Below are 14102 nucleotides of genomic sequence, written 5' to 3'. Positions count from 1 at the left end.
ACATGCTTATGACAATTACAGAAGTAAGTAAAAAATATGGATTATCAGCAGATACACTAAGATATTACGAAAGAGTGGGGCTAATACCAACAGTAAATAGAAATAAAAGTGGTATAAGAGATTATACTCAGGAAGATTGCAACTGGGTTGAGTTTATAAAATGTATGAGAGGAGCAGGACTTCCAATAGAAGTTTTAATAGATTATGTTACTATGTTTCAGCAAGGGGATTCAACTGTTGATGAGAGAAAAGCATTACTAATAGACCAACGTAGAGCTTTAGCTGAAAAAATAGAAGAAATGAACAAAACCTTAGAACGTTTAGATTACAAAATTGATTTATATGAAAAAGGTTTAATAATGAGTGAAAAAGAATTAAGAGAAAAAAATCAATAATTTAAAGAGCCTAGCTACTAAGTATCTAGGCTCTTTCCATATGTTTATTTTTAAAGGCATATTTTGAATTGTATAGAACTTAAATGAATACTATTTATAATACGGATAATAAAAAATAAGCAATTGGAGGTAGTATAATGAAAACTAAAAAACTAGGATTTGGTCTTATGCGTTTGCCACTTATTGATAAGGATGACCAGGGAAGCATTGATATGGTCAAATTTACTTCTATGATAGATGAATATATGAAAAATGGATTTACTTATTTTGATACAGCATATCCTTATCATAATGGAAATAGTGAAATAGCATTTAGGGAGGCAGTAGTAAAAAGATATCCAAGGAATGCTTATACTATTACAGATAAATTACCAATGTTTATGATAAATGAAAAGTCTCAGATCTCTAAAATATTTAATGAGCAGTTGATAAAATGTGGAGTAGAATATTTTGATTACTACTGGTTACATGGAATAGGAGACCAAACATATTTATTATCAGAAGAAATGGGTGCTTTTGAATTTATTAAAGAAAAAAAATCAGAAGGAAAAATTAAACACATTGGTTTTTCCTTTCATGATAGCGCTGAAGTACTTGATAAAATACTTAGGAATCATCCAGAAATGGAATATGTACAATTACAAATTAACTATATAGATTGGGAAGACGATATTGTTCAATCAAGAAAATGTTATGAAGTGGCGAAAAAACACAATAAGCCTGTAATTGTTATGGAGCCAATTAAAGGAGGCTCTTTAGCTAATATTTCACCAGAGGCAGAGAAACTATTTAAGGAAGAGAATAGTCAACTTTCCACAGCATCTTGGGCAATAAGATATGCAGCATCCCTTGATAATGTAATGGTTGTATTAAGTGGAATGAGTAATAAAGAACAACTCCAAGATAATATAAGTTATATGAAAGAATTTCAACCATTGAGTGAAAGGGAGAAAAAAATTATTGAAAAAGCAGGTGCTATAATAAAGTCAAGTATAGCAATTCCTTGTACATCATGTCATTACTGTACAGAAAATTGTCCTAAAAATGTTGCAATACCTGAATGTTTTTCAATATATAATAATCTTAAAAGATTTGGATCATTACAACTTAACTTTTCACTGGTGTGCTATGAAAACTTAAAGGAAAAACATAGAGATGCATCACAGTGTATAGAATGCAAACAATGCGAAAATGTTTGCCCACAACATCTTCCAATAACAACATATTTAAAAGAAATTGCCAATGAATTAAAATTTAATGAATAAAAAAGTGGAAAAAAATCTAAAAAAATTATAAAATGGCAATATAGATTAACAAACTAGGGGGAAGACAATGAGTAATAAATTGTATTTAGAATGTTACAGTGGAATTAGTGGAGATATGACAGTTGCAGCCTTATTGGATTTGGGGGCTAGTGAAGAAGTTTTAAATAAAGCTTTGAAAAGTTTACCAGTTAAAGGTTTTAAAACAGAAATAAGTAGAGTAATAAAAAGTGGATTAGACGCTTGCGACTTTAACGTAATATTAGATGATAAACATGAAAACCATGATCATGATATGAACTACCTTTATGGTGAGAATGACCACAGTCATGACCATGACCATCACCATGAACATGAACAAGATCATCATCATAGTCATGAAGAGGAACATTCTCATGAACACAATGATCACCATCATGAACATCGTGGATTATCAGATGTAATTTCTATTATTGAAAAAGCTGATATTACAAATAATGCAAAACAAATTGCAGTGAAGATTTTTAATATATTAGGAAAAGCAGAAGCAGCAGCTCATGGAGTTAGCATAGATGAAGTACATTTTCATGAGGTTGGGGCAGTGGATTCTATAGTAGATATAATAGCTGTTGCAGTGTGTTTAGATAATTTAGAAATAGAAGAAGTAGTTGTACCAGTACTATACGAAGGATGTGGGTTTATTCGTTGCCAACATGGGGTAATACCAGTTCCAGTGCCAGCAGTTTCTAAAATTGTAGCAAATAATAATCTAAAACTTCGTCTTACAAATATAGAAGCAGAATTAGTAACACCTACAGGTGCAGCTATTGTGGCAGCTATTAAAACTGAAGATAAGCTTCCAAAAGAATTTTCTATTAAAAAAATAGGTTTAGGAGCAGGTAAAAGAACATACGAAAGACCAAGTATATTAAGAGCCATGCTTATAGAAGATGAAAGTGAATATAAGGACTTTATTGTAAAATTAGAAAGTAATATAGATGATTGTTCAGGAGAAGCTTTAGGATATGTAATGGAACGTTTATATAAAGCAGGAGCTAGAGATGTTCATTATATGCCAGTATTTATGAAAAAAAATCGTCCTGCTTATCAATTAAATGTTGTTTGTAAGGAAGAAGATGTACCTAAATTAGAAGATATTATCTTTGAAGAAACTACAACTATTGGAATTAGAAAACAAAGAATGGAAAGAAGTATTTTAAAAAGAGAAATTAAAAAAGTTCAAACTTCACTAGGAGAAGTAGCAGTAAAAATTTGTAACCTATCTAGAGGAAAAAGAATTTATCCAGAGTATGACAGTGTAATAGAACTATGCAAAAAACATAATAAGCCTTATCAAGATGTATACCAAGTTATAGTAAAAGAATGTATCGATGAATTAAATTAATATTTGTTAAAAAAGACTTTGAAACATATTAAAAGATGTTTTCAGAGTCTTTTTTATATATGAAAATACAAATTTAGATTAATATATAATAGGGTATAATAATTTTTGTATTATAGTAATAATATTGAGAAAAATAAGTTATGAAAGGATAAATGAAAAATAAGGAGATATATTTATAATGAAAGAATATTACTGCCCACATTGTAAAAGCAAACTAGAAGTTTTAGACGGATGAGGAAGTATAAGCTATTATTGCCAGGAGTGCAATATGATCATATCTAGGAAAAAGATTTTAACAAAAGAAGAGATTTGTGAGGAAGAAAATAAGTGATATAAAACAACTTATACAAATAAAGGTATTTATAAACATTTATAGAATAATATGTCTAAAGAACTTATTTGAGCCTTGTGGTGGCCTGAATTAGCAACGAAATTGCCTCGTTGGCTATATAAATTGTAGCTGTCTCAAGTTAAGTTAATTTTCTATAGATGGAGGAAAATAATAGTGGAAATTAAAATAAAGTATACAAATAAAGAACTAGATTTCACTTCAAAAAAAGAATATATAAAAGAAAATATATTGATACCCTACGGACAATTAGCAGCTAAAAAGGCATCTACTCCAATATCTATGTCAGATTCCTCAACACTTATGGATTTAGAGAGTGAAATGTGCTTAAAAATATTAAACACTTGGGAAATTAATAAATATAATTTAGATGCAAAGCAGATTTTAAGTGAAAATATTTTATTGAACAGAGAAAAATTTATTTATAAAATGCTTCTTGGAAAAATATTAAGATTAATACCTGGAGGCGTTACTATTATATCTATAGGTATTAATAATTCTATTGCAAGGAGATTTACACAAGCTTTAGGCTATGCAGTATCAGAATTGTGTTCATCTTACATCAACTTAGCAGTAAATGGAGAACATGTTGAACCAGTAGAGATTTTCACAAAAGAAGCATTAGAAGATTTAATAGAAAGCTACTTAATAGAATATAATAAAACTGTATTAAACTAGAGAAATGTAAAGTAGAAGATAAAATAATTATCTTCTACTTTTTTTAGTATTAAGAAAAAGATAATAAAATTATTACAACTATATTGCAAAACAAGGTAGATTGGAGTATATTATAATTATAGTAGGTTGTAATACAAGTTACCTCACTATCTTGTACTACAACATAGGAGGTATAAAATGAATTCAACACAAATGTTAAAGGGCATTTTAGAAGGATGTTTGCTGGCTGTTATATCAGAAGAAGAAGTATATGGATATGAAATGACCCAAAAATTAGAGTTATATGGATTCAATATGGTTAGTGAAGGAAGTATATATCCATTATTAATAAGAATGAAAAAAGAAGGGTTAGTTACAACAACTACTAAATCATCAGAAAGTGGTCCAAAGAGAAAGTACTACTCTTTAACAGATAAAGGTAGGGAGCAGTTAGATGATTTTATGGTAATATGGCAAGGCATATCTACTAGTGTAAATAAATTGTTGGAAGGAAAGTAAGGAGGAGTAGTTTATGAGCAAAAATTATAATTACACAATATCTAAAGAAGGGGAAGAATTCATATTAAATTTAAATATGTATTTAATAAGTACAGGAAAAAGTGAAAATGAGATTAAAGAGTTTATCGCTGAAGCAGAAGAGCATTTAATGCTTGGAGAGCAAGAAGGGAAAAGCATAGAAGATATTTTCGGTAATTCACCTGAAGAATATGCAAAATCTGTGGCTGAGGAACTATCTTTTAGTAAAAAAGAATTAATAGAAGCAGTCTTAATGCTTATTTTAGGTTTTGGAACATGGATATTTTTAAGTGGAATAAAAAATGGCATAGTTACTATGTCAATTATGGAAGCAATATTAACCCCTTTAGACTATATAGTTATGACTATTTTATTAGTGGTTCTAGCTAGAAAATTTGCATTTAAGGATAAAAAATTTACTATAGGAATATTTGTTTTGTTTTTCATGAATATAGTAACTTTTGTTATTATAGGACTAATAGGAAGAAACATGGAACAATCTATAGTTATTAATAAATCAATAGTAAGTATAATGATTGGTGTTTTATTTATAGCATGTTTTGTTGTATCAAAAAAAATAGATACATGGTATTTAATGATGCCGTTTTTAATGTACATTCCTTCAATAATAGAAAGTTTTACAAATATTAGCTTTGGAAAGAATCTTTTAGTTCCTATTATTCCATACTTACTATGTATTGCTTTATGTATATTTGAATCAAGAAGAATAACAAAGTCAAATGGTTAGACATTGAAAAATAAAAAATCTTAAGCTGTTTATAGCTTAAGATTCTTTTATTTGTAAAAATATCCATATTTTCAACTAAAGGTGCTGAACCTATGGCAGAAATTGTAACAAATATAGTAGAATATTTATATTCAGTAGCGTATCCGTTTAGATATCCAGCTGCAAGTACTATTAACATTCTTGTACAAAAATAAAGGTAGATATATTTGAGATTATTAATTTCTTGTCTTATTATTCTCTTTAATTAATGAGATTTTAAATATTAATAAATTAAATGTAAATAATAAGTATAAGTTGATAATAATAACAAAAAGCTTTTTAGCATTTTGGCATAGAAATAAATTATAATATGTATTTATAAAATACGCAAGTTATGTTAAAATGAAGAGATTAGACAAAGAAATCGTACTGATAGTAATAATAGGAGGCACGAAATGAATAATAACGTAACGATAAAAGATGTTGCGAAACTGGCTGGTGTATCCATATCAACAGTTTCAAGAGTTATAAATGATTCGAAACCAGTAACGGACGAAGTTAAACAAAGGGTTTTAGAAGTAATTAAAGAAACAGGTTATGTACCTAATCCTCTTGCTAGGAGTTTAGTTACTAAAAAAAGTAAATTAATAGGAGTCATAGTTCCAGAAGTATCAGACTCTTTTGTTAATGAAATATTGAACGGAATAGAAGCGGTTGCTAAGATGTATGACTACGATATACTTTTAGTTAATACTTATTCAGATAAAGAGCAAGAACTAGATAGTATAAGACTACTTAAAACTAAGCAAGTTGAAGGTATAGTTATGCTATCTTGGATATTAGATGAAGAGCATGTAAACTTTATGAAAGAAAGTCGTATTCCTGCAGTATACATAAGTAAAACAGCAAGAGATTATGACATTTACACTGTAAGTACAAGTAACGAAAAAGCTACTTACGACATGACTAAGTATCTAATTGAAAATAATCACAAAGACATAGCATTAATCATGACTAGTAAGGAAGATACTATACTAGAAATTGAAAGAAGAAGAGGTTATGAAGCTGCTCTAAAAGATAACGATATATCAGTTAGAGATGAACTAATCAGATATGGAAATACTGATTATGAGGGCGGATATAACTCAATGAAAGAGCTTATAGATGAAAAAATAATACCATCGGCAGTTTTTGTTACAGGTGATGAAGCAGCTGTTGGAGCAATAAATGCAATCTTTGATTCAGGTTACAGTGTTCCGGAAGATATTTCTGTAGCTGGATTTAACGATACAAAACTTGCAAAAATATATAGACCGAAATTGACAACAGTTTATCAACCATTATTCGATATGGGAGCAGTTTCAATAAGAGCTTTAATTAAAATAATAAATGGTGAATCTGTAGAAGAAAAGAAAATAGAATTACCATACCAAATTATGGAAAGAGAATCTGTTATAAAAAAATAAAAATTAAATATTAAAACTCAAGGGTGTATTTTTTTGATACATCCTTTTTATATGTAAATTTCAACCTTTAATCATATGTTTGACAAAATAAAATGTGGATTTCTAGAAGGAGATTAGCTAAATGGGAGAAGTATATTTTTCTATATATTTTAATTTATATTTTAAATAAAAACATTATGGTAACATATGGAAGGATACTCCTCGGAATATGTAGAATATTTAGAATAAATATTTTTTAACAATTTTTAGTATGTAGTATAAACAATAAAATTTAATTACAGGTTTTGGGGAGGTTTATATGAAAAAAATAATAATCGATGGTAATAGTCTTACATTAGATGATTTAGTGAATGTTGCTAGATACAATTTTCCTGTAGAAATAAGTAGAGAGGCTCTAGAAAAAGTGAAAACTTCTAGACAAATAGTTGACGACATAGTAGATGCAGGCCGAATATCTTATGGAATAACTACTGGATTTGGTAAGTTTTCTGACGTGGCAATATCAAAAGATGAGTGCAGACAATTACAAACTAATCTTATAATGTCTCATTCGTGTGGTGTGGGAAACCCCTTAAGTGAAGAAATCGTAAGAGCTATGATGCTACTTAGAGCAAATGCATTATCTAAGGGATATTCGGGAGCAAGATGTGAAACCTTAGAAGTATTAACTTCTATGATAAACAAAGGAGTTCATCCAATAGTTCCAGAAAAAGGGTCACTTGGCTCATCAGGAGATTTGGCTCCACTGTCTCATATGGTACTTACTATGTTAGGCCTTGGTGAAGCAATTTATGAAGGTAAAAGAATGGAATCCAAAGATGCTATGGAAAAAGCAGGAATAAAACCTCTTGAATACTTAGGTGCAAAAGAAGGTTTAGCATTAATAAACGGAACTCAATGTATGACTGCAGTTGGTGCAATAACTATTCATGATGCACTAAATTTAATGAAAACTGCTGATATATCTTTATGCTTAACAATGGAAGCATTAAATGGTATAACTTGTGCCATGGATGAAAGAGTTAATTTAGTCAGACCTCACAAAGGACAATTTAATACTGCAAAAAATGTGTTAACTATGGTGGAAGGAAGCGAAATGGTTACTAAGCAAGGGCAACTTAGAACTCAAGATGCATATTCTCTAAGATGTTCGCCACAAATCCATGGAGCTAGCAAAGATGCCTTAGAATATGTAAAAAATAAATTAGAAATAGAAATGAACTCAGTTACAGACAATCCAATAATATTCCCAGGAGAAGATCAAAAAATAATTTCTGGAGGTAATTTTCATGGGCAACCAATGGCTTTAAGCTTTGATTTCCTTGGAATTGCTTTGGCAGAAATGGCAAATATAGCAGAAAGAAGATTAGAAAAAATGGTAAATCCAGCTTTAAGTTATGGTTTACCAGCATTTTTAGTTAATCATGGTGGTTTAAACTCTGGATTTATGATAGTTCAGTATTCTGCCGCATCACTTGTTTCAGAAAATAAAGTTTTAGCTCATCCAGCAAGTGTAGACTCTATTCCTTCTTCTGCAAATCAAGAAGATCATGTTTCTATGGGAACAATAGCAGCTAGAAAAGCTAGAGATATTATGGATAATGTGAGAAAAGTTATTGCTATGGAAATATTAACAAGTGTTCAAGCAATAGACTTAAGAGGTAAGAAAAAATTAGGAGTAGGTACAGAGGCTGCTTACAATATTGTGAGAGAGCATACTCCATTTATAGATAAAGATAGAATAATGTACAAAGATATAAATATTTGTGAAGACCTTATAAAAGAAAATTTGCTAGTTGAAGCTGTTGAAGAAGCTTTAGAACAAGAAATATTATTATTTGAAGATATAGAAACAAAGGGACAGCTATCAGAAAATATATAGTTTTATAAAAAATAAATTATATATTTATTCTGATTAAAAATAAACTTTTAAAGGGGAAATCGAAATGGAAAAGACTTTGAATTTTAATAATGAAGAGATAAAAAATGCTATGACAATCAAATTAACTGACATACCTAAAGAAATACCCACATTTGAAAAAGGAATAAGAAGAGCTCCAAGAAGAGAAGCAAAATTAAGCAATGCTGATATAAAATTAGCTTTAAAAAATGCTTTAAGATATATACCAGAAGAGTATCATGAAAATTTAGCGCCAGAGTTTTTAGATGAATTAATGACTTATGGAAGAATCTATGGTTATAGATTTAGACCAGAAGAAAGGATTTATGGAAAGCAAATAGATGAGTATAAAGGAAAATGTACAGATGGAAAAGCTTTTCAAGTTATGATAGATAACAACTTAGACTTTGATGTGGCACTTTATCCTTATGAACTTGTAACTTATGGAGAAACAGGTCAAGTATTTCAAAACTGGATGCAATATCAACTTGTAAAAAAATACTTAGAAGTTTTAACGCAGGATCAAACTTTAGTTATACAATCTGGTCATCCTGTGGGACTTTTCAAATCTAAACCAGATGCACCTAGAGTTATACTTACAAACTCACTTATGATAGGTATGTTCGATAATTTAGATGATTGGAAAAGAGCAACTGCCATAGGTGTGGCAAACTATGGTCAAATGACTGCTGGTGGATGGATGTATATAGGACCACAAGGTATAGTTCATGGAACTTACTCAACTGTATTAAATGCAGGAAGACTAAAACTTGGTATACCTCAAGATGAAGATTTGAAGGGAAGATTATTTGTTACTTCAGGTCTTGGAGGAATGAGTGGTGCCCAAGGTAAAGCTGTAGAAATAGCAGGCGGTGTTGGAATAGTTGCAGAAGTTGATATTTCTAGAATAAAAACTAGATTTGATCAAGGGTGGGTAAGTGAAGTAAGTAATTCACCAGAAGATGCTTTTAAACTTGCTAAGGAAAAAATGGATGCAAAAGAACCTTGCGCTATAGCTTTTCATGGTAATATAGTTGATTTGCTTGAATATGCAGTAGATGAAAATATTCATATAGATTTATTGTCAGACCAAACCTCTTGTCATGCAGTTTATGATGGTGGTTATTGTCCTGTTGGAATGACTTTTGAACAAAGAACAGAATTACTAGCCCATGACCCGCAAAAATTTGCTCATTTAGTAGATGAAACATTAAGAAAACACTTTGAACTAATTAAGATATTACATGATAGAGGAGTTTACTTCTTTGATTATGGTAACAGTTTTATGAAAGCAGTTTATGATGCTGGATGCAAAGAGATTTCTAAAAATGGTGTAGACGAAAAAGACGGATTTATATTCCCATCTTATGTTGAAGATATTTTAGGTCCTCAATTATTTGATTTTGGATATGGTCCATTTAGATGGGTTTGTTTAAGTGGTAAGCATGAAGATTTAGTTAAAACTGATGAAGCAGCTATGAGTTGTATAGATCCACAAAGGAGATACCAAGATAGAGATAACTGGATATGGATAAGAGATGCAGTTAAAAACAATCTTGTTGTGGGAACACAAGCAAGAATATTATATCAAGACGCTATGGGTAGAACAAATATAGCTCTTAAGTTTAACGATATGGTAAGACGTGGAGAAATAGGACCAGTTATGATGGGTAGAGATCATCATGATGTATCAGGGACAGACTCTCCATTTAGAGAAACTTCCAACATAAAAGATGGAAGTAATATAATGGCTGATATGGCTACTCACTGCTTTGCAGGAAACTGTGCTAGAGGAATGAGTTTGGTAGCTCTTCACAATGGTGGAGGAGTAGGAATTGGAAAATCTATAAATGGTGGTTTTGGTATGGTTCTTGATGGATCTCAGAGAGTTGATGATATACTAAGAACTTCTATGCCTTGGGATGTTATGAGTGGTGTTGCTAGACGTGCTTGGGCTAGAAATGAAAACTCTATAACTACAGTTATAGAATACAATAAAATGTGTGAAGGAAAAGACCATTTAACACTTCCATTTATAGCAGATGATGAAATGATCGAGGATTTAGTTGGAGATAAAATATTTGAATAATAATTTTATCCACTGAAGATATAAATCTTACTTAAAATTAATTAGGTTTATAAGACAAAGTCTGTGCAGTTTATTACTAGAAGTATAGACTTTGTTTATAAATATACAAAATATTAACTAAAATAATTATCGTAAATAGGGGGAAAAAAATATGGCAATAGTACAATGCGTACCAAATTTTAGTGAAGGTGTAGACTTAGAAAAAATAGAAAAAATAGTAAGCCCATTAAGAGGTGTTCCAGGGGTTAAACTATTAAACTATGAAGCAGACAAAGACTATAATAGAGTAGTAGTTACTGTAATAGGTGAGCCACAAGCTGTAAAAAAAGCAGTTTTTGAAGCAATCGGTGTGGCATCAGAAGTTATAGATATGAACAATCATAAGGGACAACACTCTAGATTTGGAGCTTGTGATGTTTGTCCATTTATTCCTATAAAAGGGATGACTATGGAGGATGCAGTTGCTCTTTCAAAAGAATTAGGTGAAATGGTAGGACAATCTTACAATATACCAGTATTTCTTTATGAAGCTTCTGCAACAAAACCTGAAAGAGAAAATTTAGCAGTTGTTAGAAAAGGAGAGTACGAAGGTTTAGATGAAAAATTAAAAGATACAGCTTGGGAGCCAGACTTTGGACCTGCAAAAAAACACCCAACTGCTGGTGCCATAGCAATAGGAGCTAGAAAACCTCTTATAGCATATAATATAAACCTAGATACACCAAATATAGAAATAGCAAGTAAGATTGCAAAAACTATAAGACACTCTAGTGGTGGATACAGATATATAAAAGCAGGACCAGTAGAAGTTCCTGAAAGAAATATAACTCAAGTTACTATGAACTTAACTGATTATAGTAAAACTGCCATATATAGGGCTTTCGAAGCTGTAAAAATGGAAGCTAGAAGATATGGTGTAAATGTTACAGGAAGTGAAATAGTAGGACTTTGCCCAATGGAAGCTCTAATAGATACAGCAGCCTATTATTTAGGTCTGGAAAACTTCTCTTTAGACAAAGTACTATAATCAAGTTAAATGGAGTAGATTAAAATGAAAATGGATTTAATTATAAAAAATATAGGAAAATTAGTTACTATGGAAGGTTCATTCTTGCCTAAAGCAGGAAAGGAAATGAATGAACTAACAATATTGGAAGATGCTTATATTGCAGTAGTTGAGGGTAAAATTTTCAAAGTGGGAACTGGTGAAGATTATAAAGCCTTAGTAGGAGAAAATACTATAATAGATGATGCAAGTGGAATGCTTGTGACTCCTGGTCTTGTTGACTCTCACACTCATTTAGTTCATGGAGGTTCTAGAGAAAATGAATTTTCAAAAAAACTAAATGGTATACCTTATATTCAAATTTTACAAGAGGGTGGAGGAATTCTAAGTACAGTAGACTCTACAAAGAAAGCTACCTTTGATGAATTATATAAAAAAGCAAAAAAAAGTTTAGATAGAATGTTAGAGTTTGGCGTAACTACTGTGGAAGAAAAGAGTGGATATGGTCTAGAACTTGAAACAGAAGTTAAGCAACTTCAAGTGGCCCATAAATTAGACAAAGACCACCCTGTAGATTTAGTACATACGTTTTTAGGAGCACATGCAGTGCCAGTGGAATATAAGTCAAACAGTGAAGCATATATTAAATTATTGGTGGAAGAAATTATGCCAAAAGTTAAAGAACTGGATTTAGCTGAATTTTGCGATGTATTTTGTGAAGAAGGAGTATTTTCAGTACAAGAAAGTGATTACATACTTAGCAAAGCAAAGGAAATGGGCTATAAATTAAAGATTCATGCTGATGAAATTGTTCCTATAGGTGGAGCAGAACTTGCTGCTAAGCTTGGGTGCATATCAGCAGATCATTTAATGGCTGCCAGTGAGCAAGGTCTAAAAGACATGGCAGAGAAGGGTGTTATAGCAAATATTCTTCCAGGAACATCATTTAATCTAAATAAACCTTCTGCTAATGGTAGAAAAATGATTGATTTAAATGTTCCAATAAGCTTATCAAGTGATTATAATCCAGGAAGTTGTCCAAGTGAAAACTTACAACTTGTAATGCAACTTGGATGCTTAAATTTAAAAATGACGCCAAATGAAGTATTAACAGCAGTAACAATAAATGCAGCTCACTGTGTAGATAGAGCAACAGAAATAGGTTCTATTGAAGTAGGTAAAAAAGCTGATATTGCTGTATTTGATGCACCAAATGTGGAATATTTAATGTACCACTTTGGAATAAACCATATAGATAGGGTTTATAAAGAAGGAAGACTTGTGGTTAAAAACAAGCATGTAGTTTATTAAAACATTTCCAAAAGCACGAGCATGGAAATTTTTCAGGGGGATGTATATGAAATTAATAGATATGACAGTTACAAACTTTACAAATGAAGTAGATTCAAATTCGCCAGCACCAGGTGGTGGTTCAGTGGCTGCTCTTGCTTCTGATATAGGTATTGGTCTTTCTAGAATGATGGCTCACCTAAGCTTTGGGAAAAAGAAATACGAAGCTTTAGATCAGGCAGTGAAAGAAGAATTTGAAGTTAAGTTTAATAAATTGGGAAAAATAAGGGAAGAAATGAGTAAACTTATAGATGAAGATACTCAGTCTTTCAATGAGTTTATGAAAGCTTTAAAAATGCCAAAGGATACTTTTAAACAAATAACAGAAAGACAACAGGCTATGGCTGATGCAACATTATACTCTATAAAAGTTCCATATAAGACAGCTTCATTGTCACTAGAGGCAATGAAGGAGTTAGAATTTTTAGTAGACAATGGAAACCAAAATGCCATTACTGACATTGGTGTGGGAACATTGATGCTTTGTACAGGGCTTGAGGGCGCCATATTAAATGTCAAAGTTAACCTTATGGGCTTAGAAAATAAAGAACTTGCCAAAAAATATGCTGATAGTTGTGCAGAAATGTTAAAGCAAGGAAAAGAAATAAGAGATAAAATACTAGATAAGATACACGGTACAATAGAATAATATATAAAACCCATCCTTCAATTTAGGGATATAAGATGTAACTAATAATCTAATGGAATAAATAAAAAATCCAACAATATAAATATTGTTGGATTTTTCTATTTATTGATAAATTGGGTTTGTCAATAAAAGTGTGTAAGTAGTTTTTATTTTATAAGTCAGGTAGATAAAATTAATCTACCTGATTTTTTAATACTGATATTTTTTAACTCTTTCTTTTAAATTCTCATCCATATCTAATTGATTTCTGACAAGAGCCCAATTTGAAATTGGACGATTATTCCACTTTTTATAAAGTTCAGTTATCCTAAGATAAAGTAATTTAAGTAGT

12 protein-coding genes and 1 pseudogene are annotated in these 14102 nt (G+C 30.7%); 12 read left to right on the top strand and 1 reads right to left on the bottom strand.

What is annotated here, in order from left to right:
• Window positions 1-8: 8 nt before the first annotated feature.
• The 12 genes from K0040_RS06025 (at window position 9) to K0040_RS05970 (ending at window position 13771) form a co-directional block, all read left to right on the top strand.
• Window positions 9-395, top strand: coding sequence for a MerR family transcriptional regulator (locus K0040_RS06025; protein WP_074914584.1), 387 nt, complete (start codon window positions 9-11; stop codon window positions 393-395).
• 137 nt (window positions 396-532) lie between these two features.
• Complete coding sequence (locus tag K0040_RS06020; protein ID WP_228108026.1) at window positions 533-1660, top strand: aldo/keto reductase; 1128 nt, start codon at window positions 533-535, stop codon at window positions 1658-1660.
• 67 nt (window positions 1661-1727) lie between these two features.
• The gene (gene larC, locus K0040_RS06015; RefSeq protein WP_228108025.1) at window positions 1728-3041 is read left to right on the top strand and encodes a nickel pincer cofactor biosynthesis protein LarC; all 1314 of its coding nucleotides are present in this window, start codon (window positions 1728-1730) and stop codon (window positions 3039-3041) included.
• Window positions 3042-3546: 505 nt separating this feature from the next.
• Entirely contained in the window at window positions 3547-4068 is a 522-nt protein-coding gene (locus K0040_RS06010) for a hypothetical protein (RefSeq protein WP_228108024.1), read from the top strand.
• A 177-nt stretch (window positions 4069-4245) separates the two neighbouring features.
• Window positions 4246-4566, top strand: a complete 321-nt coding sequence (locus K0040_RS06005) for a PadR family transcriptional regulator (RefSeq protein ID WP_074914594.1) — start codon at window positions 4246-4248, stop codon at window positions 4564-4566.
• 13 nt (window positions 4567-4579) lie between these two features.
• On the top strand, window positions 4580-5332 hold the full coding sequence (locus K0040_RS06000; RefSeq protein WP_228108023.1) for a hypothetical protein: 753 nt from the start codon (window positions 4580-4582) through the stop codon (window positions 5330-5332).
• A 434-nt stretch (window positions 5333-5766) separates the two neighbouring features.
• Entirely contained in the window at window positions 5767-6777 is a 1011-nt protein-coding gene (locus tag K0040_RS05995) for a LacI family DNA-binding transcriptional regulator (RefSeq protein WP_228108022.1), read from the top strand.
• A gap of 298 nt (window positions 6778-7075) precedes the next feature.
• Window positions 7076-8659 carry a histidine ammonia-lyase gene (gene hutH, locus K0040_RS05990; protein ID WP_228108021.1) on the top strand — a complete coding sequence of 528 codons (1584 nt, stop codon included), beginning with the start codon at window positions 7076-7078 and terminating at the stop codon, window positions 8657-8659.
• Window positions 8660-8723: 64 nt separating this feature from the next.
• On the top strand, window positions 8724-10766 hold the full coding sequence (gene hutU, locus K0040_RS05985) for a urocanate hydratase (protein WP_228108020.1): 2043 nt from the start codon (window positions 8724-8726) through the stop codon (window positions 10764-10766).
• Window positions 10767-10917: 151 nt separating this feature from the next.
• The gene (ftcD, locus tag K0040_RS05980; protein ID WP_228108019.1) at window positions 10918-11793 is read left to right on the top strand and encodes a glutamate formimidoyltransferase; all 876 of its coding nucleotides are present in this window, start codon (window positions 10918-10920) and stop codon (window positions 11791-11793) included.
• Window positions 11794-11817: 24 nt separating this feature from the next.
• The gene (gene hutI, locus K0040_RS05975; RefSeq protein ID WP_228108018.1) at window positions 11818-13083 is read left to right on the top strand and encodes an imidazolonepropionase; all 1266 of its coding nucleotides are present in this window, start codon (window positions 11818-11820) and stop codon (window positions 13081-13083) included.
• Window positions 13084-13129: 46 nt separating this feature from the next.
• Window positions 13130-13771, top strand: coding sequence for a cyclodeaminase/cyclohydrolase family protein (locus tag K0040_RS05970; RefSeq protein WP_228108017.1), 642 nt, complete (start codon window positions 13130-13132; stop codon window positions 13769-13771).
• A gap of 189 nt (window positions 13772-13960) precedes the next feature.
• Here the strand turns inward: K0040_RS05970 and K0040_RS21970 are convergent.
• A pseudogene (locus K0040_RS21970) lies at window positions 13961-14102 on the bottom strand (IS256 family transposase); the annotation flags it as partial.

This window comes from Terrisporobacter petrolearius (assembly GCF_020748185.1).
GTDB classification, from domain to species: Bacteria; Bacillota; Clostridia; order Peptostreptococcales; family Peptostreptococcaceae; genus Terrisporobacter; species Terrisporobacter petrolearius.
Note: the sequence above shows the minus strand (reverse complement) of the source record. Positions and strands in the feature narration are given on the sequence as shown.